General features: G+C 51.9%; 18 protein-coding genes. 5 read left to right on the top strand and 13 right to left on the bottom strand.

The annotated features are described in order from the left end of the window. Window positions 1-59: 59 nt before the first annotated feature. The 8 genes from hisIE to AB6B37_RS06545 are packed head-to-tail and all read right to left on the bottom strand — an operon-like array spanning window position 60 to window position 6,911. Window positions 60-653: a bifunctional phosphoribosyl-AMP cyclohydrolase/phosphoribosyl-ATP diphosphatase HisIE gene (gene hisIE, locus AB6B37_RS06510; protein ID WP_371398080.1), complete on the bottom strand. Its 594-nt coding sequence runs from the start codon at window positions 651-653 to the stop codon at window positions 60-62. Then, the gene (gene hisF, locus AB6B37_RS06515; RefSeq protein ID WP_371398081.1) at window positions 650-1,417 is read right to left on the bottom strand and encodes an imidazole glycerol phosphate synthase subunit HisF; all 768 of its coding nucleotides are present in this window, start codon (window positions 1,415-1,417) and stop codon (window positions 650-652) included. The genes hisIE and hisF overlap by 4 nt, the downstream gene beginning before the upstream one ends. After that, on the bottom strand, window positions 1,411-2,136 hold the full coding sequence (gene hisA, locus AB6B37_RS06520; protein WP_371398082.1) for a 1-(5-phosphoribosyl)-5-[(5-phosphoribosylamino)methylideneamino]imidazole-4-carboxamide isomerase: 726 nt from the start codon (window positions 2,134-2,136) through the stop codon (window positions 1,411-1,413). Before hisA ends, hisF begins: the two co-directional genes overlap by 7 nt. Beyond that, complete coding sequence (gene hisH / locus AB6B37_RS06525) at window positions 2,133-2,732, bottom strand: imidazole glycerol phosphate synthase subunit HisH (RefSeq protein ID WP_371398083.1); 600 nt, start codon at window positions 2,730-2,732, stop codon at window positions 2,133-2,135. Before hisH ends, hisA begins: the two co-directional genes overlap by 4 nt. Next, window positions 2,732-4,369, bottom strand: coding sequence for a histidinol-phosphate transaminase (gene hisC / locus AB6B37_RS06530; RefSeq protein WP_371398084.1), 1,638 nt, complete (start codon window positions 4,367-4,369; stop codon window positions 2,732-2,734). The genes hisH and hisC overlap by 1 nt, the downstream gene beginning before the upstream one ends. After that, entirely contained in the window at window positions 4,366-5,667 is a 1,302-nt protein-coding gene (gene hisD / locus AB6B37_RS06535) for a histidinol dehydrogenase (protein WP_371398085.1), read from the bottom strand. Before hisD ends, hisC begins: the two co-directional genes overlap by 4 nt. Before the next feature lie 2 nt (window positions 5,668-5,669). After that, window positions 5,670-6,557 (bottom strand): ATP phosphoribosyltransferase, encoded by an 888-nt coding sequence (gene hisG, locus AB6B37_RS06540; RefSeq protein ID WP_371398086.1) that lies wholly within the window; start codon window positions 6,555-6,557, stop codon window positions 5,670-5,672. Between the two features lie 30 nt (window positions 6,558-6,587). Further along, window positions 6,588-6,911 carry a YerC/YecD family TrpR-related protein gene (locus AB6B37_RS06545; protein WP_371398087.1) on the bottom strand — a complete coding sequence of 108 codons (324 nt, stop codon included), beginning with the start codon at window positions 6,909-6,911 and terminating at the stop codon, window positions 6,588-6,590. Between the two features lie 223 nt (window positions 6,912-7,134). Here AB6B37_RS06545 and rpoZ point away from each other — a divergent pair, with 223 nt between their 5' ends. The 4 genes from rpoZ to AB6B37_RS06565 all read left to right on the top strand — a co-directional run bounded on the left by rpoZ (window position 7,135) and on the right by AB6B37_RS06565 (window position 11,675). Next, window positions 7,135-7,506, top strand: coding sequence for a DNA-directed RNA polymerase subunit omega (gene rpoZ / locus AB6B37_RS06550; RefSeq protein ID WP_371398088.1), 372 nt, complete (start codon window positions 7,135-7,137; stop codon window positions 7,504-7,506). 196 nt (window positions 7,507-7,702) lie between these two features. Further along, window positions 7,703-8,806 (top strand): sulfate adenylyltransferase subunit CysD, encoded by a 1,104-nt coding sequence (gene cysD, locus AB6B37_RS06555; RefSeq protein ID WP_371398089.1) that lies wholly within the window; start codon window positions 7,703-7,705, stop codon window positions 8,804-8,806. Beyond that, window positions 8,806-10,716: a sulfate adenylyltransferase subunit CysN gene (gene cysN / locus AB6B37_RS06560; RefSeq protein ID WP_371398090.1), complete on the top strand. Its 1,911-nt coding sequence runs from the start codon at window positions 8,806-8,808 to the stop codon at window positions 10,714-10,716. Before cysD ends, cysN begins: the two co-directional genes overlap by 1 nt. Further along, on the top strand, window positions 10,716-11,675 hold the full coding sequence (locus AB6B37_RS06565) for a DHH family phosphoesterase (protein ID WP_371398091.1): 960 nt from the start codon (window positions 10,716-10,718) through the stop codon (window positions 11,673-11,675). Before cysN ends, AB6B37_RS06565 begins: the two co-directional genes overlap by 1 nt. Here AB6B37_RS06565 and AB6B37_RS06570 read toward each other — a convergent pair. From AB6B37_RS06570 to aceB, 5 genes are all read right to left on the bottom strand, one after another. After that, window positions 11,672-13,252 carry a TRAP transporter large permease subunit gene (locus tag AB6B37_RS06570; RefSeq protein ID WP_371398092.1) on the bottom strand — a complete coding sequence of 527 codons (1,581 nt, stop codon included), beginning with the start codon at window positions 13,250-13,252 and terminating at the stop codon, window positions 11,672-11,674. The two genes, AB6B37_RS06565 and AB6B37_RS06570, sit on opposite strands and share 4 nt — an antisense overlap. Further along, the gene (locus AB6B37_RS06575) at window positions 13,249-13,959 is read right to left on the bottom strand and encodes a TRAP transporter small permease subunit (protein WP_371398093.1); all 711 of its coding nucleotides are present in this window, start codon (window positions 13,957-13,959) and stop codon (window positions 13,249-13,251) included. Before AB6B37_RS06575 ends, AB6B37_RS06570 begins: the two co-directional genes overlap by 4 nt. After that, window positions 13,960-15,108: a TRAP transporter substrate-binding protein gene (locus AB6B37_RS06580; RefSeq protein WP_371398094.1), complete on the bottom strand. Its 1,149-nt coding sequence runs from the start codon at window positions 15,106-15,108 to the stop codon at window positions 13,960-13,962. A 231-nt stretch (window positions 15,109-15,339) separates the two neighbouring features. After that, a complete protein-coding gene (locus AB6B37_RS06585; RefSeq protein WP_371398095.1) occupies window positions 15,340-16,929 on the bottom strand; it encodes an isocitrate lyase in 1,590 nt (529 codons plus the stop codon). Window positions 16,930-16,931: 2 nt separating this feature from the next. Further along, on the bottom strand, window positions 16,932-18,572 hold the full coding sequence (aceB, locus tag AB6B37_RS06590) for a malate synthase A (protein WP_371398096.1): 1,641 nt from the start codon (window positions 18,570-18,572) through the stop codon (window positions 16,932-16,934). A gap of 148 nt (window positions 18,573-18,720) precedes the next feature. On the opposite strand from aceB, the gene AB6B37_RS06595 reads away from it, so the two are divergent. After that, window positions 18,721-20,154: a short-chain fatty acyl-CoA regulator family protein gene (locus AB6B37_RS06595; RefSeq protein WP_371398097.1), complete on the top strand. Its 1,434-nt coding sequence runs from the start codon at window positions 18,721-18,723 to the stop codon at window positions 20,152-20,154. Window positions 20,155-20,264 lie beyond the last annotated feature (110 nt).

Below are 20,264 nucleotides of genomic sequence, written 5' to 3' on the forward strand. Positions count from 1 at the left end.
GCAATTGATTTGATCAGTTGCAGCGGAATAGGGAAATCGCTTCGGCTACGACGGCATTGCTACTGATGCCGGCGTTGCAGTTCGCTGACAACGTCGGCAAATTTTACATTCTTCGCGGCCAGTAGAACCATTAAGTGATAGACTAAATCTGCGGCTTCGCTTGTCAGTTTGTCATCGGTTTCCGCCACCGCGGCGAGCGCCGTTTCCACGCCTTCTTCGCCGACCTTTTGCGCGGCGCGGCGCAAGGGGCCTTGGAGGAGGGACGCGGTGTAGCTGCTATCGGGATCTGCCGTTTTACGGCCTTCGATGAGGTCTTCAAGATAGGCGAGGAACCCTAGACCTTCAGGACCGCTATCACCAAAGCAGGACGTCGTGCCAAGGTGACATGTCGGGCCAGCGGGCACGGCGCGGATAAGCAGTGTATCGTTATCACAATCCACCGCGATGCTCTCGACTGATAGGGTGTTGCCGCTCGCCTCGCCCTTCGTCCAAAGCGTATCGCGAGACCGCGAATAAAACGTCACCAAGCCTGTGTCTGAGGTCTTCCGCAGGCTTTCTGCGTTCATATAACCCAGCATTAAGACTTGCTCCGTGCGCGCGTCTTGGACAATGGCTGGGACTAACCCGCCGCCTTTTTCAAAATCTATTTTCATATGCGTATCTCTATGCCAGCGGATTTCAAGTCGCGTTTGAGGTCGGGAATGGCAATGACCGATTTGTGAAACACAGACGCTGCTAAGGCCCCGTCGACTTGCGCGCGTTTAAAAACATCTTCAAAATGCGCGGTTGCGCCCGCCCCGCCAGAGGCGATGAGGGGCACAGGACAAACCTTGCGAATAGCGGCGAGTTGCGCAATGTCATAGCCCTTGCGCACCCCGTCTTGGTTCATACAATTGAGGACAATCTCGCCCGCGCCGCGTGATGTGGCCTCTATCACCCAATCAATGGTGCTGCGGCCTGTTTCACGGGTCTTGTCGGGGTCACCCGTATGAGATTTAACGCGGTAGGTGCCGTCCTCCTCAAAGGTGTCAATGCCGACGACAATGCATTGTTGGCCGTAAGCATCACAAAGCTCATTGATAAGGTCAGGCCGTGCCAATGCGGGTGAATTAATAGATATTTTATCTGCGCCAGCGGATAGACGCGCACCCGCTGCCTCTACCGATTTTATGCCGCCCGCGACACAGAACGGAATATCAATAGCGCGCGACACGGCGCTGACCCAATCAGGGCTAATGGTGCGGTCATCAACAGATGCTGTGATGTCGTAAAAAACCAGCTCGTCAGCCCCTTCATCTGCGTAGCGCAGGGCAAGGTCGATGATGTCGCCGACGTCTTCGTGGTTGCGAAATTGCACACCTTTGACCACGCGACCGTCGCGCACATCAAGGCAGGGGATGATGCGCCGTGCTAGCACGCCAAGGCCTCTTCAAGCGTGAATTTGTCCTCATAGAGTGCTTTGCCAATGATAATGCCGTGTGGCTTGAGTTTTTTGAGACGTTTAACGTGGGCGAGCGTGCCAACACCGCCAGAGGTGATGAGTTGAAGTGTCGGGTAATCCGCCGTGATTTGCTTATAGAGATCAACATTGGCCCCCTTTAGAACGCCGTCGCGCTCAATATCGGTAATCAACACAGTCTTGAGCCCGCTGCCCATGTAGTCATCTAGTACCGCATTTAGGGTTTTTGCGCCTGTTTCTGTCCAACCGCGCGTCGCAGGATAATAGTCGCCGTCTTCACCTTTATGGACATCAAGCGCGACAACAATACGGTCTTGGCCCAATTCATTGATCCAGAATTTCACCATTTGCGGATGGGTCACGGCAAGAGAGCCAATCACGACACGCTGTACACCACCATTGAGCAAGCGCTCAATATGGGCCAACTCGCGCAAACCGCCGCCCGTTTGCACTTTTAATCCGCTTTCCTTAGCAATCTCAATAATCAGATCGGCTTGTTCGGTCTTGCCATGTTTTGCCCCGTCCAAATCGACGATGTGCATCCATTCAGCACCCGCTTGAGCGCATCGCCGCGCGACTTCCAAGGGTGAAATTTCATAATTGGTACGTTGATTAAAATCGCCCTTAAATAGGCGCACGCAGCCACCGTCCATAAGGTCAATTGCGGGGTATATCATATTGAAACCTTTAGGAAATTTGATAATATCTTGGCCCCTGTATCGGCGCTACGTTCGGGGTGAAATTGACAGCCCCAAACGTTTTTATGGCGCACAACGGCGGAAAAGTCTTGTCCATATTCTGCGGAAGCGAGTGTTATTTTTGACAATGGCGCGGCAAAGCTATGGACGAAATAGGCATAGTCCTTATCCGTGATGCCCTCTAGCAACGGGTCATCTTTCACGGGCTTGAGCGTATTCCACCCCATATGCGGGCTGGGCAGGTCGCCCGTATCAAGGCGCGTGACTTTGCCGGGGACCAGACCGAGGCCTTGTGTCTGTTTCCCACCTTCATCAAGGGTCTCAAAAATTAGCTGCATACCAAGGCAGATACCCATAACAGGTTGGATCAGCGACTTTAAAACAGGGGTGAGACCGAGTGCATTGATGTTTTGCATGGCCAAGGGCGCGGCCCCAACACCCGGGATTATGACCCGCTCAGACGTGAAAATGACTGACGGGTCACGCGATACAATGGGGTTAATACCCAGCCGTTCAAAGGCAAATCTGACGCTGGCTAGGTTCGCCACGCCTGTATCAACAATGACAAGGCTCATTAAAGCGTGCCTTTGGTAGACGGAATATCACCGCCGACAACCGCAAAGGCTGGGCGAAGCGCGCGACCAACACCTTTAAAGCTGGCCTCTATCATATGGTGCGTATTCTCACCTTCCACGTCTATCTGAATAGACGCGCCAAGTGTTTGGGATAGGCTTTGGAAAAAATGCGGGCACATTTCTGCTGGAAAATCGCCCACGTGATCTGTGGGGAAAATGCCTTTCCAAACAAAGGCTGGACGTCCCGATAAATCAATGGCCACGCGGGCTTGGGTTTCGTCCATAGGCATAACGAAGCCGTAACGCCCTATGCCCGCTTTGTTACCCAACGCCTCTTTTAGCGCTGTGCCAAAGGCAAGGGCAACATCTTCGACCGTGTGGTGGGCGTCAATTTCCAAATCTCCTTCACAGGCTAGTGTTAAGCCCATGCCGCTGTGTTTGGCGATTTGCTCTAGCATGTGGTCAAAGAACCCGAGGCCTGTGTCAATTTTCACCGTCTTGGGGTCATCAAGATTTACGCGCACGGCAATGTCGGTCTCATTGGTTTTGCGGAACATCTCGCCAATACGCTCTTTGCAGGTCATCGTGTCGCCCACACCAAAAGCATTTAACGCAATTGTATTCTCCTCTGGCGAGCCAATAGACAGGCGCACGCGATTTATAGCGGGATAGTGGCGAATTTTAACATTGGCCTTGGACAGAGCCGTCAGGACTTTTGGGGCATCCGAGAGTTCCATTAAAAAGAAGTTCGCGCGCGACGGATAAAGCGTTTTGACAAAGGGTGAATTGGATAACGCTTTGCCCACGCGGTCTCGCTCTGACAAGGTCTCAGACAGGCGCTGCCCATGCACCGCCATTGCGCTAGGGGCCAGCGCCGCCATAACGGCTTTCTCCACGGGGCGGGGGATGGGGTAGGGCGGCAGCACCTTTAACATGATGTCGATTACACGCGGGTCGGCAATGGCGACACCCGCGCGAACGCCAGCAAGGGCATAGATTTTGGACAATGTCCGCAGCACAACAATATTTGGGAAATCTGCGATACGCGCGCTGTAGCTTGGCACGTCTGCGAACTCTTGATAGGCCTCGTCAATCACGATGAGGGTTTTTGGGAAGGCCTTACATATCTCCGTAATCAGCGCGTCATCCATGACATTGCCCGACGGATTATTGGGGGTGCAGAGGAATATGGCTTTCAGATTCTTAGCTGCATTTGCCGCGTCCATAATGCGGTCACGGTTCCATGTGTAATCATCATTGAGCGGCGCCTCGACGACGACCGCGCCTTGGATGTCGGCACATGTTTTGTAATAACCAAAAGTTGGCGGACAGATAAGGACACTGTCTTCACCGGCTTCGCAAAAGGCGCGGGTCAGCACTTCTATGCCTTCATCAGCCCCACGACCCACCATGACCATATCAGGCGTGACATCGTACAACGCGGCAAGCCGTGCGCGCAAGGCCGGCGGCTGTTGCTCTGGATAGCGATTATAATCAGATGCGTCCGTGACAGGTGGCGGCGCATAGGGGCTCTCATTCGCGTCTAAATGTAGCGCGTCAGTTGTTCCCCCGCGCGCGGAATAGGCATTAAAATTGGCAATGGCTTTGCGCGTAATGGATAAAGGCCAATCTGTCATGAGGTCATTGCTTTCAATCTTAGGCTTACGGCTAAGCGGTGTGCGTCAAGCCCCTCTAGGCTCGCCAGACGCTCTACCGCAGGGCCAAGGTTTTGCAAACCCTGCTGCGTTAATTCCTGCACAGAGATGTATTTAATAAAGCTATCGAGCGTTACACCAGAATAGGCGCGCGCAGCCCCGTACGTGGGGAGTGTGTGGTTTGTGCCACTCGCATAATCGCCAACAGATTCTGGTGTCCAAGGGCCAAGGAATATAGACCCTGCGTGGCGGATGTTGGGTGTCATTGCGTCCGGGTCATCCATTTGAATAATCAAATGTTCAGGCGCATAGGCGTTCACGACGTCCAAGGTCGCTTCGCGTGTATCTGTGACAATCATTCGGGCCAGCTTTAGCGCGGCCTCGGCAATTTCACGGCGGGGTAAGGTGGCGAGTTGACGCAAAACTTCGACTTCAATCGCGTCTGCCGTCTCTGTATCTGTGCAAACGCAGACGACTTGCGCCAAAGTGTCATGCTCAGCTTGAGACAGTAGGTCTGATGCGACAAAGGCGGGGTTTGCATCTTTATCAGCCAAGACCATAGCTTCGCTGGGGCCAGCGGGTAGGTCAATGGCGGGGCCGCCCGGTTCTTGTGCGGCGAGGGATTTTGCCGCTGCAACATAGGCATTGCCAGGGCCAAAAATTTTATCACATTTGGGAATGGTTTCTGTTCCGTAAGCCATAGCCGCAACGGCCTGCGCGCCGCCAACCATAAACACATCTGTCACATCACATAAATAGGCGGCCGCCAAGACGGCGGTGTTAATCTTGCCGTCTTTCCCGGGTGGGCTGACCATTACGCGGCGTGTGACGCCTGCGACTTTTGCGGGCAAGGCCAGCATGAGTGTCGTTGAGACCAGCGGTGCGGTTCCGCCGGGGACATAAAGCCCTGCGACCTCTATCGCGCGCGGTTCACGGCGGCACATCACGCCTGGCTGTGTTTCTACCCGAATAGTGTCGGGCATTTGCGCGGCGTGAAAGGCGGTGATGTTGGCCTTGGCCGTTTCCAGCGCGGCTTTATCGTTTTTATCCAATGCGTCCCACGCGGCTTTTAAATCGGTGTCTGGGACACGCGTATCAGTCAACGTCACACCATCAAAGCGCGCGGTGTAATCCTGCACGGCCTCATCGCCGCGCATTTTTACCGCCGCCATTATGGACGTTACAGCCTCAATTATGCTCGCATCAGAAATGCCTGTCGGTCTTGCAATGGCCGCTAGTTTCGCTGCCGCGTCCAAATCTGACCAGATAAAACGTTCCACGGCTAGCTCATCATCTTTTCAATTGGCAACACAAGGATAGCGCGCGCACCGAGGGCTTTAAGGTCTTCTAGCGTTTCCCAAAACACGTTTTCTGTGCAGACGGCTTGGACAGACACAAGGTCGGGATTACCCGCCAGCGGGATGATGGTGGGTGCGTCAGACCCCGGCAGTATGGCGCGGATAGCCTCAACTTGATTGGTTGGTGCATTCATCATGATGTATTTCGTTTCTGACGATTTAATGACCCCGTCAATGCGGCGTTGTAGCTTCTCAAATACAGCGCGTTTTTCATTAGACATCTCGCGTGATGAGTTGATCAGCACCGCCTCGCTATCGAGGATGGTTTCAAAGGCTGTCAAGCCGTTTGCTTCTAATGTCGCGCCCGAGGACACCAAATCGCAAATGCTTTCGGCAATACCGATGGATGGGGCCAATTCAACCGCACCTTTCATTTCGACCATTTTTGCGCGAATATTATTCTGCGTTAGATAACGCCCCAAAACACCAGGGTAGGTCGTGGCGATGGTTGTATCAGTCAGATCCCTTGCGGCCGTGATACCGCTTTTATTGCTGGCGGCCAGACACAGGCGGCAGCGCGAAAACCCGAGCCGCATAATTATGTCCGCATCGATGGCTGTTTTGGCCGATAGTTGTTCTTCGACGAGGACATTTTCGCCGACGATGCCGATATCCGCCGCACCTGTGGAGACAAAGGACGGGATGTCGTCGTCACGCACAAGTAGCAAATCAATGGGCATATTTTTCACGCGTGCGAGGAGGCCACCTCCGCGTATAGCAAAGCGGAGGCCGCATTTTTTAAGTAGCGCATAGCTGTCATCGGCCAGACGACCTTTTTTCTGTAGGGCAATACGAAGACGTGGAGAGGACATAGGAATCTCTATAATATGAGGGAATTTGGACTAAGCGGTTTTGTTGCGGTCAAGCACGATACGATAGCCTTGATGGGGCTCGTCTTTTAAAAACCGTGCGACACGGCCAATTGTTGTTGTGCTGACACCTGTCTGTGCGTTGATATCACGGTAGGACGCATCTGTACTATCGAGCAACCGCGCAACATGCCACCGCTCGGACAGGGCGCGAAGCTCTGCGGGAGTGCACAAGTCAATCAAAAAGCGCTCCATGTCATTTGCCGTATCTAACGACGCAAGGGCGCTCGCGAGGTCTTTGCGCAGGGCGGGGACATTGGGTTCTACTGTGTTCGACGCTGTTAATGTATCAGTCATGACCTATTTCATTTTGTATTAGCGTGCTAATACAGTGGCCGCAGATGAATGCAAGCAAAAATATATAGAAAAATTGAATTTTCTGTCGTTCAAAAGGCGGGCAGGGATGGGGCACGGGTCTGTAAAACATCATCATTCGGACTTGCATCGCTTATGCAATCCCCTTATACGAAGCCCAAATCAGCGCCTTCCTTGTGAGGGCGCTTTATGCATTGGAGTATCTATGGCCCGCGTTACTGTTGAAGATTGTATTGAAAAAGTTGAGAATCGTTTTGATCTTGTTTTGCTAGCGGCACATCGCTCGCGCAACATTTCTGCCGGCTCTGCGCTGACCGTTGACCGTGATAATGACAAAACACCTGTTGTGGCTTTGCGTGAGCTCGCCGAAGAGACGCTTGATATGGGCGACCTTCGTGAGAGCTTAATTTCAAATCTACAGCGCGTTATCCTTGATGACGATATGCCTGATGAAGAAGATCAAGCGCCTCTACTCGCGCTTGAGCACGGCGAAGCACAGCCAACAGAAATGAACGAAGCAGACCTATTGCGCGCTATGCAGTCCGATCGCGATAACGATAATTCAAATCGTTTCTAGTTTCTGCGAGACATTATTTATAAAGCCGCCTTGTGAAAGCGAGGCGGCTTTTTTGTATGAAATATACAAAATCTAGTCATTATTCGTGGGATGAAGTCACGCGATTGTTATCTTTGTGCCACTTTTGAGCTTGTAAAATAAATATTCAGTCGTATTTAAGGGGTTGAAATCCACTAATCGTGGGAAGGTTCCCAATATGACTATTATCGAAACACTTTTGCAGCGCAGTGATGCATTGGCTGACAAAAGCGGGCTGACCGTTTCAACGATATCACGCAAGATACTGAATGACGGTAAGGGCTTGGCGCGCCTGAAAGACGGCGGACAATGTACCGTCAAGACATTGGACGTCGCGCTGACGAAGCTTACGGCGCTTGAGGCTCAATTTAATGGCTCTAAGCCTGGTTTGACCCATTTGGACCGCTTGGAGGCTGAAGCTATACACATCATGCGCGAAGTCGCCGCCATGTGCGAAAATCCCGTTATGTTGTATTCTGTCGGTAAAGACAGTTCTGTGATGCTCCATCTGGCAGAGAAAGCTTTCTACCCGTCCCGTCCGCCTTTTCCGTTGATGCATGTGGACACGACGTGGAAGTTTAAAGAAATGATCGATTTTCGCGATCGCCGCGCCAAAGAAGTGGGCATGGATTTAATCGTTCATATCAATCAGCAAGGTGTCAAAGACGGTGTGGGTCCCTTTACCCACGGTTCAGCTGTCCATACTGACATCATGAAAACCCAAGGCTTAAAGCAAGCCTTGGACGCCCATAAATTTGATGCGGCTTTTGGTGGGGCGCGCCGGGACGAAGAAAAATCCCGCGCGAAAGAGCGGATTTTTAGTTTCCGCTCTGAAAATCACCGTTGGGATGCAAAAAACCAACGGCCAGAGCTTTGGAATATTTACAACACACGCGTCAAAAAGGGCGAGAGCATGCGCGTATTCCCGCTGTCCAATTGGACGGAACTCGATATCTGGCAGTATATATACAAAGAGAATATTCAAATTCCTGATCTTTATCTCTCAAAAAAACGTCCTGTTGTCGAAAAAGACGGTGTTCTCATCATGGTTGATGATGACCGCATGCCGATAGAGCCTGGCGATGTTGTCGAGGAAAAAATGGTGCGCTTTCGGACCTTGGGCTGCTACCCGCTTACCGGTGCCGTCGAATCTGAGGCCGTGACGCTGCCCGACGTTATTCAAGAAATGCTGCTAACCACCACATCAGAGCGCCAAGGGCGCGTCATTGATAATGATGCAGGCGCATCGATGGAGCAGAAAAAAGAAGAGGGGTACTTCTAATGGCTCATCATGATGATTTGATTGCCAAAGATATCCTTGGATATTTGACGGCCCAAGAAAACAAATCTTTTCTTCGCTTCATTACATGCGGTTCTGTCGATGACGGCAAGTCGACCCTTATCGGCCGTTTGCTTTATGACTCAAAGCTAATCTATGAAGATCAGCTCGCAACGATTGAAAAAGACAGTAAGAAGTCTGGTACGCAAGGTGATAAAATCGACTTAGCGCTTCTTGTTGACGGTCTTGCAGCGGAACGCGAACAAGGCATCACAATTGATGTGGCGTACCGTTTCTTCAGCACGGACAAGCGTAAGTTCATTGTCGCCGATACGCCTGGCCATGTGCAATATACCCGTAATATGGCTACAGGTGCCTCCACCGCTGACGTGGCTGTTCTGCTGATTGACGCGCGTTACGGGGTGCAGGAACAAACCCGCCGTCATGCCTATATTGTGTCGCTCTTGGGTGTGAAGCATGTCGTGGTTGCGATTAACAAAATGGACCTAAACGGTTTTGATCAAAGTGTTTTCAACAATATTGAAGTTGATTTCCGTAATTTCGCCAAAGACTTAGGTTTTACCGATATTACTTGTGTGCCCATGTCTGCGCTGGACGGCGACAATGTTACCGTTCGCGGGACGCAGTCTGACTGGTACAAAGGCCCGACACTTTTGGAATATCTTGAAGATGTTGACGTCGCCTCGGCCACACAAGACGCGCCGTTCCGTTTGCCTGTGCAATGGGTGAACCGCCCGAACCTAGACTTTCGCGGCTTTTCTGGCACGGTCGCGTCTGGTGAAATTTCCGTTGGCGACCACATCATTGTTACGCCGTCAGGTAAGCGGTCTAAGGTCAAAGAAATTGTGACCTATAACGGTAATCTAAAGACAGCACGCGAAGATCAAGCCGTGACGATTACGCTGACTGATGAAATTGACATTTCGCGGGGTGACATCATTTGCAAAGTCGACAATCCCGCGCCGCAAGCGGATCAGTTCCAAGCGCATCTTTTATGGATGAGCGAAAGCGCCTTATTTCCAGGGCGCCAGTACCTGATAAAAACGACCAATAAGACTGTGCCAGGCAGTATCACGACGCTGAAGCACAAGGTCGATATTAATGATTTTTCCGAAGTTTCAGCTAAAACGCTAGAACTCAATGAAATCGGCATTGCTAATATTGGCTTGTCTGCGCCCATTGGATTTGATGCCTATAATGACAACCGTAAAACAGGGAACTTTATCGTTATCGACAAGCAAACCAACGAGACCGTTGGCGTTGGCATGCTTGATTACGCGCTGCGCCGGGCCTCTAATGTGGTGTGGCAGGACTTGGATGTTAACAAGACCGTCCGCGCGGCCCAGAAGAACCAAAAGCCAGCTGTGCTATGGTTCACGGGCTTGTCGGGATCTGGCAAGTCAACGATTGCCAATATGGTCGAGAAACGCTTGCTAGATTTGGGGCGTCATACTTACACGCTAGACGGTGACAATGTCCGTCACGGACTTAATCGTGATTTGGGCTTTACGAAAGAAGACCGGGTAGAGAACATTCGCCGCATTGGTGAAGTCGCCAAATTGATGGTCGATGCGGGCTTGATTACGATTGCCTCCTTTATCTCGCCTTACCGTGCTGAGCGACAGCTCGCCCGCAGCCTGGTTGAGGATGGTGAATTTGTCGAAGTGTTCGTAAACACCCCCTTGGAGGTCGCCGAAAAGCGCGACGTAAAAGGTCTTTACGCCAAGGCCCGTGCCGGCGAGATTAAGAATTTCACGGGTATTGATAGTGAATATCAAGCGCCTGAAAGTCCCGAGATTGTCATTGACACGGTCAAAATGTCGCCTGACGATGCGGCGGAAATGATAGTTGCTTATCTTTCTGTTAAAGGCTTTTTGGACGGCACGGCCTAATGCGATGTTTTGATGTTTTTAATGGTGATGCTGACGGGATTATATCCTTGGTGATGCTGCGCCGCGCAGAGCCGCGCGACGCTGTTTTGGTTACAGGCCGTAAACGTGATATCAAATTACTGGACCGTGTTGATGCGCGGGCAGGGGATCATCTTACTGTTTTAGATATCTCTATGTTATCTAATATGGACGCACTGACTCGTATTTTAAGTGCTGGTGCGAGCGTGTTTTACGCGGATCATCATAAATCAGGTGACATTCCTGACCATCCCAATTTAGAGGCGGTTATTCATACGGCGCCAGAGGTCTGTACAGCGGTTCTCATCGATCAAATCCAAAACGGCTCTTACCGTGAATGGGCGATTACGGCGGCCTTTGGCGATAATTTCCCCGCAATGGCCAAACGGCTTGCTAAGACTGTGAGCGATAAAGGGAACAATCTGCCACTTGCAGAGCTTGAACGGCTCGGCATGTTAATCAACTATAATGGTTACGGCGGGTCAGAGGCAGACCTCTTGTTTCACCCAGCAGAGCTGTATCGTCAGCTCGCGCCTTATGACACGCCTATGGATTTCTTATCGGCTAAACGTGACGTGTTTGAGGCCCTCGATGCCGGGTTTAACACTGACATGGCGACCGTGGAATGTTCTGACGTTATTGATGAAACACCCAAAGGTCTTATTCTGGGCTTGGCTGATAGCGCGGCTTCCCGACGCGCCTCTGGCACTTACGGTAATCAACTCGCGCAAGATTTTCCAAATCGTGCCCACGCCATTTTAACGGCGCAAGACGGCGGTTATCTGGTTTCAATTCGCGCGCCGCTATCTAACCGCCGAGGTGCCGATGACCTTGCCTTGCAGTTTGAAACAGGCGGCGGTCGCTCCGCTGCCGCTGGCATAAATCATCTTTCAAACAATGACTTAGAGCGCTTTGTGAAGGCTTTTAGGAACGCGTTTTAACGCATCATCACCTCTGGCAGCCCCGTCGCAATCTGCGGCACGGCGATAACAAGTGCAATCACAACAAACTGTATCAGGATAAACGGTAACACCCCGCGGTAAATCGCTGGCGTTGTCACCTCTGGCGGGGCGACTCCGCGCAGGTAAAATAGCGCAAACCCAAAGGGCGGGGTTAGGAAACTGGTTTGTAAATTCAGCGCCATCAAAACTCCAAGCCATATGGGGTCCATCCCCATGCCGAGCAGCGGCGGCGCGACCAGCGGCACCACAACGAATGTAATTTCAATAAAGTCTAGGAAGAAGCCCAGCACAAACATCACAATCATCACCAGCGCCAAAGCGCCCCATTTGCCGCCGGGGGCCATAGACAGAAAATGCCCGACAAGTTCATCCCCACCAAAGCCGCGAAAGACGAGGCTGAACAGCGTCGCGCCGATAAGGATTGTGAAGACCATGGCGGTAATGTGCATCGTGGTGCGCGAGACATCCCCCATAACCTTCTGCCGCACAAGCGGTAATGACGCACCTAATGCGCCCGCCACGGCCAAGGCGGATATAATCAAGGCCGCGGCCAAGCCTATGCGTTCGGTTGTTGTCCAGTCGCTTTGGCCAAGGCGCACGTCAATCCCGAACATATCAATGACGACCAAGGCTGCAATTCCCAGGGCGGCTGCTACGGCGCCGCGTCTGGCCCAACTTTGCGGAGTAAGGCGGTAAGCAGCGAGCAAAATAGCCCCCAAAGCGCCAAGTGCTGCGCCGCGTGTTGGTGTGGCGTAACCTGATAAAATAGAGCCTAGGACGGCGATAATTAGAAGGATTGGTGGCAACATGGCTTTGAGTGTGCGGCGGATAAAAATACTGACTTTGACATCATCTGGCCACGGCACAGCGGGGGCCGTTTCTGGTTTTAAGAACGCTGTGACGGCAATATAGACAGCGTATAAAAAGACGAGGATAAGTCCGGGGAGCAGCGCGCCAGCAAATAAATCACCAACAGATATGACGCCTGTCCCGTCCAACCCATGCACGCGCTGTGCCTCTTGATAGGCATTAGACATTTGATCGCCGAGGATTACGAGAACAATTGAGGGCGGGATAATTTGCCCTAATGTGCCAGAGGCCGCAATCGCGCCAGAGGCCAGAGACGGCGCATAATTGCGCTTTAGCATCGTCGGTAGGGATAGCAGTCCCATGGTCACAACGGTTGCGCCAACTATACCTGTAGAGGCGGCAAGAAGCGCGCCGACCATAACAACAGATATACCCAACCCCCCACGAAGCGAGCCAAATAAATCACCCATCGCTTCTAGCAAGTCTTCGGCGATGCGTGACTTTTCTAGCATCACCCCCATAAAGACAAACAACGGCACAGCCATAAGGATTTCGCGTGTGATAAGGGGATATATCCGTCCCGGCAGTGCGGCTAAAAACGCAGCATCAAAAGTTCCCGTCGCAATGCCAATGGCCGCAAAAATCAGGCTGACCCCAGAGAGGGTGAACGCCACATTATAGCCCGCCATTAGACCTGCACAAGCACAGCCAAACATAAGGAGTGATAAGATTTCAGGGAGGCTCATAGCCCAGCCTCTGAATGGGATATGCCTTCATGCGGCTCATCATCGGGCGCAAATAGTTTGGCAATGCCCGGCGGGCGTGTTGGGCGTGTGTCACCATTGAGGCACATGGCCGCGCGCAAGGCGATCGCTAGGGCTTGTGCAGTCATCATCAGCGCGAAAATCGGGATGAGTGTTTTCAGCAGGAAGACGCCTTTGATGCCGTCTGCCTCGTTCGAGCCTTCGAAAATACGCCAAGCAAAGTTCACAAAGCTTTGGCTGTCCCATAAAATAATCAGGCAAACGGGGGCGAGCAGAGCGTAAAATCCGATAAAATCGACCCAAGCGCGCTTGTGCTGGCTCATAGTGTCATGGAACACATCGACGCGAACATGTTGCCCTGCAAGCAGCGTAGCGGCAGAGCCCAACATTATGACGCTGGCATGAAAATAGGTCGCGCTTTCAAATAGCTTTGTCCAAGACACGCCGAAAATTGACAGGGCAAACACGCCAAAGGCGACCGACAGAACAAGTAGCGGTAAGGCCCATTTAATGACCTCGCCGACACCATATGAGACATCATCAATGAGTTTTATAATGGCATCGCAGAAAGCCTTTAACCCGCGCAATCCCGGCACGACGATATAGACGGCCGGTAGTAATAATAGGGGCAGAGCAGCCCAACCTATCCCCTTCAAGGCGCTAGCGGCAATATCGACAGCGGCGCTCACTTACCCGTCCATTGCAATCTGGCGTGCTTTGATGAAGGCTCCGTCGCTAATCTCTGTCCAGCCGCGCATGGCATTGCGGGCCGTTCGGTAGCTTTCGTATATAGCGCGTGTGCTGGCATCTTCGCTGCCCATATCCGCCACAACATCTTCCGCAATTTGAAAAACGGTCTTTGTGATGTCGTCACTAAACACGCGCGGTGTCACGCCGTAGTCTGTCTTTAGCGTCTCTAGCGCGAGACCATTGCGGTAACTATATTCTCCAAGACTCCAGTGATTAGCATAGGCACAAGCATATTTAATCATGGCTTGATCAGAAGCGGGCAGTGCGTTCCAGACATCCAGATTTGTTCCAATCGCCAATGACGCACCCGGTTCATGAAACCCTGGACCATAATAAAACGGGGCTTCGCGGTAAAATCCGAGGGCTATATCATTCCACGGCCCAACCCACTCTGTGGCGTCAATGGCACCAGATTGTAGGGATTGATAAATCTCCCCGCCCGCCAGTTGCACAGGAGAGCCGCCCAAACGGCGAATGACTTCGCCGCCAATTCCAGGGATACGCATTTTAAGGCCTTGGAAATCCTCTAGCGTATTCATTTCGCGCTTATACCAGCCGCCCATTTGGTGACCTGTATTGCCCGCTTGGAACGGTTTGATGTTGAAGTTTTCAGATAGTTTATCCCATAACTGTTGACCGCCGCCGTGATCAATCCAGCCCATGATTTCAGTTGCCGTCATACCGTTGGGCACGGTTGTAAAAAATGAGAACCCCTTGGATTTGCCTTGCCAGTAATATTCGGCCGAGTGATACATATCGGCGGCACCGGTAGAGGTGGCGTCAAAGCATTCTAATGCACCAACAAGCTCGCCCGCCGCGAAGACTTTCACATCGAGCCGTCCGTCACTGAGATCGCGCAGAGCTTTGGCGAAATAATTGGCCATCTGCCCGAGACCCGGAAAATCTTTTGGCCAACTTGTCGCCATGCGAAACTCACGGCGGTTTTGGGAGAGGTTAGGCGCGGATAGATATGATCGTTTGGCGTTCGACTGGCTATTGGGTTTACCTTTGGACCCAACCACACCCAAAACGCCCGCCCCTGTTGCGACGGCTGCTGCGGCGGTGATAATATCTCTACGCTTGACCATGGTGTCCCCGTGTAATCAGACTCACACTCTTGTCATGACTATATCGTTGGGACAATCTGTATCAAGGGGGAATGAAATGAACAGGCTAGGTCATTGAGCAGCAAAAAACCGTCGCCGAAGCGACGGTTTAGTATTGAGGGCGAAAACAACTGATTGAGCAGCATTTTCAAATTGGCTCCCCGAAAATCTGTTTAAGCAGCATTTTCAAATTGGTTCCCCGAAAATTTCCGCCTAGGCAGCATTTTCAAATTGGTTCATGGTGTTATGCGCACCACCGGCCTTAAGCGCGCGGTCACCACCCGTCATTTCCTTAAATGTATCACCGAGGTTCGATCCGACTTCATGCTGGTGCTTCACCGCAGAGACATTTTGACGAATTTCTTCGCGCTGGATATTTTTAACATAGGCCAGCATTTTATCTTCGCCGTAATAGCCTTCTGACAGGTCATTCATAACCTTGGCCGTGCCGTGGAATGTCGGCAGTGTAATAAGGTTATGGAACACGCCGGCTTCGCGGGCAATATCGGTTTGGAACGCTTTCAGACGTGCGTCTGCTTCGACACCGAGCGCGTCTTCGTCATAGGCGGCCGACATAAGCTGGGTATTATCAGGATAGTCACCAGCGGTGATTTTACCAGACGCAATCCAGTCTTCGCGCACTTGCTTACGCAGGTTTAGCGTCCAGTTAAATGACGGGCTGTTATTATATGTCAGCTTGGCATGAGGCGCTTTTTCGCGAATGCGGCGCACCATGTTGGCGATTTGCGCCACATTGGGTGTCGCTGTTTCAATCCAAAGCAGGTCGGCGCCGCCGTCATTCAGACTACTAATGCAATCTTCAATCACGCGCTCTTCGCCTGTGTTCTCTTGGAACTTATAAAGGCCATTGGGAAGACGAACGGGCTTGCGAAGCTCGCCATCCAGCTGGATAGCGATGTCGCCATTGGCGAGCTGGTTCAAATCTGACACGGGGCTGGTTTCCAACCATTTCGTATATTCCGCTGCCATATCGCCCGCTTCGCGAGACACAGGGATTTTCTGTGTCAGGCCAGCACCGAGGCTGTCCGTACGGGCCACAATAACGCCGTCATCTACGCCGAGTTCTTCGAAAGCCATGCGCACAGCGCGGAGCTTTTCGATGAAATCTTCGCGGGGCACAGTGACTTTGCCGTCTTGGTGACCGCATTGTTTTGCATCCGACACTTGGTTTTCAATCTGGATGCAGCATGCGCCCGCCTTGATCATTTCCTTGGCCAGAAGATAAGTCGCGTGGACATTACCAAAACCCGCATCGATATCTGCGATAATGGGGCGGACATAACTTTCAAAGCTGTCAATTTTGGCAAGCGTCGCGTCGCGGTCTTCTGTGGTCTTAAGCTCTGCGAAGAGATCGTTGAGGTCAACTTCGTCGGCTTGACGTAATGACACATAAATCTCTTGAATCAGGTCAACAACGGATGTTTTTTCGTGCATAGACTGGTCGGGCAGATGACCGAAACGGTTACGCAAACCCGCAACCATCCAACCAGAAAGATAGACATAGGCCTTATCCAGCGTGCCTTTTTGGCGTTTAATCGCGCGCATCATTTGCTGTGCATGAAAGCCAGACCAACAGCCCAGCGATTGGGTGAACTCACCAGTGTTCATATCGTAACGCGCCATATCGGCCCGCATCACCGTGGCCATAGCCTTAGCAATGTCGAGATGGGTTGCGTAAGTGTTTTGCGTTTTAAGTTGGGCTAAGTCTTCCAATGGAATGCCTGCAGGCGCACCATTCGGGTATCGGGTCTGTAAAGCTGTGAGTGTTTGTGTGTAAGTCATTGTTATGCCTCCAAAATAGCGTAAGCGGGGATGGTTAGAAAGTCAGGCAACACAGGAGCGGTTGCACTGTCGTTGAAAATTTGTGCGGCTTCAGGGAAACGCGCTGTCTTGAATGCCTCTTCGCCAAGCTCAGCCTGTAGTTTTGCGACTTCCTCGCCAAACAGACGCTTATAAAGTCGCTCTGAGAGTGTCTCTTCAAAGCCGCCGTCCATAGTGACCGACGCGCCGTGAGCAAGCCATTGCCATATTTGCGCGCGGCTAATCTCAGCCGTGGCAGCGTCCTCCATAAGGTTATGGATGGGCACAGCGCCGCGACCGCAAAGCCATGCACTAATATAGCGGATACCGACTTCGATATTCGTGCGTACACCCGCCTCCGTAATCGTACCTGTATGGGGCGTTAACATGGCCTCGTCTGATATACGGGGCTGTTGTCGCTTGGCGTGTATTTGGTGCTTGCTGGGCATATGGGTATCAAAGACCGACATTGCGTCAGCCACCATGCCGGGATGGGCCACCCATGTACCGTCATGGCCGAGTTTGACTTCGCGCGTTTTATCGGCGCGTAGTTTGGCAAAGGCGCTGTCATTGGCGGCATCATCACCTTTCACAGGGATTTGGGCCGCCATCCCGCCCATCGCGTGGGCACGGCGTTTATGGCAAATAGCGATTAAGCGCGACGCATAGGCAGCGAGAAATCCTCGGTCCATGCCGACTTGACCGCGGTCAGGCAGAGTGAACTGCTTATGATTGCGCAGGGTCTTGATATAGCTGAAGATGTAATCCCAGCGCCCACAGTTAAGCCCCGTAATATGGCGGCGCATAACATAGAGGATTTCTTCCATTTGAAAGGCGGCGGGCAGGGTCTCAATGAGGACTGTCGCCTTGATCGTACCATTAGGGATATCTAAGATCGCTTGCACGAAATTAAAGACATCATTCCAGAGGCGGGCCTCTTGGTAGCTTTCAATCTTTGGCAGGTAGTAGAACGGCCCGCGCGCGCTATCGGCCAAGATTTTACCATTGTGGAAAATATGCAGGCCAAAATCGACGAGGCTGGCGGACATGGGCTTCCCGTCAACGGTGATATTGTTTTCCTCTAAGTGCCAGCCACGTGGACGCACGAGCATTGTGGCGGAGTCTTCATTCACGGCGTAGCTCTTGCCGCGCGCTTCATCCGTCAAATTCAAATCACCGCGAGCGTAATCGCGCATGTTAATCTGACCGTTCATCATATTCGCAAAAGTCGGGCTGCTCGCGTCCTCAAAATCGGCCATGAACATCTTCGCGCCAGAATTAAGGGCGTTGATCATCATTTTGCGGTCAACGGGTCCTGTGATTTCTACGCGGCGATCTTGTAGGGCTGGGGGGCAAGGGTCGACTTCCCATACGGAATTGCGGATATGCGCGGTCTCTACAGGTTGTGTCGGCATTTCCCCGTCATCAAAGCGTTCTTGTTGCAAACGGCGGTTCTCTAGTAGTATGCGGCGCTGCGGGCCAAAGCGGCGTTCAAGATCAGCAAGAAACAACAGCGCATCGGGCGTAAGAACTTCGTCAAAACGCGGGCCTGTTTTGCCGACCACCTTGGCCAAAACCCGGTGGCGAGGGATGGGGGATTGTGTATTGGCGGCTTCGATTGTCATGACAATATCCTGTGCTTGTGTATTAAGTTACAAGCACACTGTATTTACAAATGAAGCTGTGAGTCTATAAGTAATTGAAACTACTAGGTATTCTTGTTTTATTTGTAAAATTAATTGTGATTATTTTGTAAAAGTTGTAAACAAAGCTATGGCAAAGTCAGACGAAAAATTATTAGTTGGCCCTAGGTTGCGGCGGTTCCGTACCTCTATGGGCATCACTCAGGCCCGCATGGCGAGTGATTTGGGTATATCGACCAGCTATCTGAACTTGATGGAGCGTAATCAGCGGGCTCTATCGGCCAAGGTCTTGCTGAAAATGGCCGAGATTTACGACTTTGACCTTGCGGGTTTTACGGGGGCGGGTGACGCGCATCTTGTCGCCGAAGTCTATGAGGCCATGCGTGATCCCTTGTTTAAAGGAGCAAGTATTTCCAAATCAGAGGCCGAGGATATTGTCAGCAGCAGCCCTAATGCTGCGCGAGCCTTGTTAAAGCTATATAGTAATCACCGCGACCAAGCCCTGCGCGCATCCGAGGTTGGCGCCGATAGGGATAAGGTCGAATTACTCGAACAAACTGGTGAAGCGGTTGAGAGCGTGCGGCGTTTCATTCATGCAAACCGCAATCATTTTGACGCGCTTAACCGCGCCGCTGAAAAACTGGCTGGTGAAATTGGGTTTAACAAAGCCTTTGTTGTCTCGGCCCTGACTGATCGCTTGCGCGATAAGCACGGCCTGTCGGTGCGGATTGTGCCGATTGATATCATGCCGCAAATGCTGCGCTATTTTGACCGTCATTCAAAACGTATAAACCTGTCTGAATTGCTCCCGCAATCGGGGCGGCGCTTTCAGCTGGCCTTTCAAATCGGAATGCTGGAACATCGTGAGTTAATTGACGCGATTACGGCATCAGCGAACCTACCAGGGCGAGAGGCGGAGGGGCTATGCCGTACAAATCTGGCTAACTACTTTGCCGCTGCTGTGCTTATGCCATATGGGCGGTTCTTTAAGGAAGCCGAGCAGTGTAAATACGATATTGATTTACTGGCTCACCGGTTTGGGACAAGTTTTGAGCAAACGGCGCATAGGCTAACGACATTGCAGCGCCCTGATGCGCGCGGTGTGCCGTTCTTCTTCATTCGTATTGATGTTGCGGGTAATGTATCAAAGCGGTTCAGCGCGGGACGGTTTCATTTTTCCAAATTTGGTGGGGCGTGCCCCCTTTGGAATATTCATGAGTGTTTCAGCACGCCCGGACAGACGTTAACCCAAGTCATTCAAATGCCAGACGAGACAACCTATTTTTCTATCGCGCGTATGGTCAGCCGTAGCAACGGGACCTTTAACGCGCCGTCGCAAAAATTTGCTATAGGCTTGGGATGTGACATTGCTTACGCGCCGCGCCTTATTTATGCTCAAGGCCGCGGCATTGATACATCTGCGCCGACGCCCATCGGCACAAATTGTTATCTCTGCGAACGGCAAAATTGTCGTCAACGGGCGCATGCACCGTTGAATAAAACGCTGAGTTTCGACCCGCGCGCACGCGGCGTATCGCTATTCACGTTTAAAGATGAGGATTAGATGTTATTTTCTTAAAGCCCCGTAATTGGGGCAATCTATAGCCTAAATATGGTGACTAACGGCAATATTTGCACAATAATTTGGCAAAATTTGTGTGATGTTACCACGGA

Origin of the sequence: Fretibacter rubidus (assembly GCF_041429785.1) — a bacterium.
Classification (GTDB): domain Bacteria; phylum Pseudomonadota; class Alphaproteobacteria; order Caulobacterales; family Maricaulaceae; genus Fretibacter; species Fretibacter rubidus.

Excerpts from the sequence above, each read along its gene's own strand:
- hisIE (WP_371398080.1), bottom strand. The coding sequence starts at position 653 with ATGAAAATAGATTTTGAAAAAGGCGGCGGGTTAGTCCCAGCCATTGTC.
- hisA (WP_371398082.1), bottom strand. The coding sequence starts at position 2,136 with ATGATATACCCCGCAATTGACCTTATGGACGGTGGCTGCGTGCGCCTA.
- hisH (WP_371398083.1), bottom strand. The coding sequence starts at position 2,732 with ATGAGCCTTGTCATTGTTGATACAGGCGTGGCGAACCTAGCCAGCGTC.
- hisC (WP_371398084.1), bottom strand. The coding sequence starts at position 4,369 with ATGACAGATTGGCCTTTATCCATTACGCGCAAAGCCATTGCCAATTTT.
- hisG (WP_371398086.1), bottom strand. The coding sequence starts at position 6,557 with ATGTCCTCTCCACGTCTTCGTATTGCCCTACAGAAAAAAGGTCGTCTG.
- AB6B37_RS06545 (WP_371398087.1), bottom strand. The coding sequence starts at position 6,911 with ATGACTGATACATTAACAGCGTCGAACACAGTAGAACCCAATGTCCCC.
- rpoZ (WP_371398088.1), top strand. The coding sequence starts at position 7,135 with ATGGCCCGCGTTACTGTTGAAGATTGTATTGAAAAAGTTGAGAATCGT.
- cysD (WP_371398089.1), top strand. The coding sequence starts at position 7,703 with ATGACTATTATCGAAACACTTTTGCAGCGCAGTGATGCATTGGCTGAC.
- cysN (WP_371398090.1), top strand. The coding sequence starts at position 8,806 with ATGGCTCATCATGATGATTTGATTGCCAAAGATATCCTTGGATATTTG.
- AB6B37_RS06565 (WP_371398091.1), top strand. The coding sequence starts at position 10,716 with ATGCGATGTTTTGATGTTTTTAATGGTGATGCTGACGGGATTATATCC.
- AB6B37_RS06570 (WP_371398092.1), bottom strand. The coding sequence starts at position 13,252 with ATGAGCCTCCCTGAAATCTTATCACTCCTTATGTTTGGCTGTGCTTGT.
- AB6B37_RS06580 (WP_371398094.1), bottom strand. The coding sequence starts at position 15,108 with ATGGTCAAGCGTAGAGATATTATCACCGCCGCAGCAGCCGTCGCAACA.
- AB6B37_RS06585 (WP_371398095.1), bottom strand. The coding sequence starts at position 16,929 with ATGACTTACACACAAACACTCACAGCTTTACAGACCCGATACCCGAAT.
- aceB (WP_371398096.1), bottom strand. The coding sequence starts at position 18,572 with ATGACAATCGAAGCCGCCAATACACAATCCCCCATCCCTCGCCACCGG.
- AB6B37_RS06595 (WP_371398097.1), top strand. The coding sequence starts at position 18,721 with ATGGCAAAGTCAGACGAAAAATTATTAGTTGGCCCTAGGTTGCGGCGG.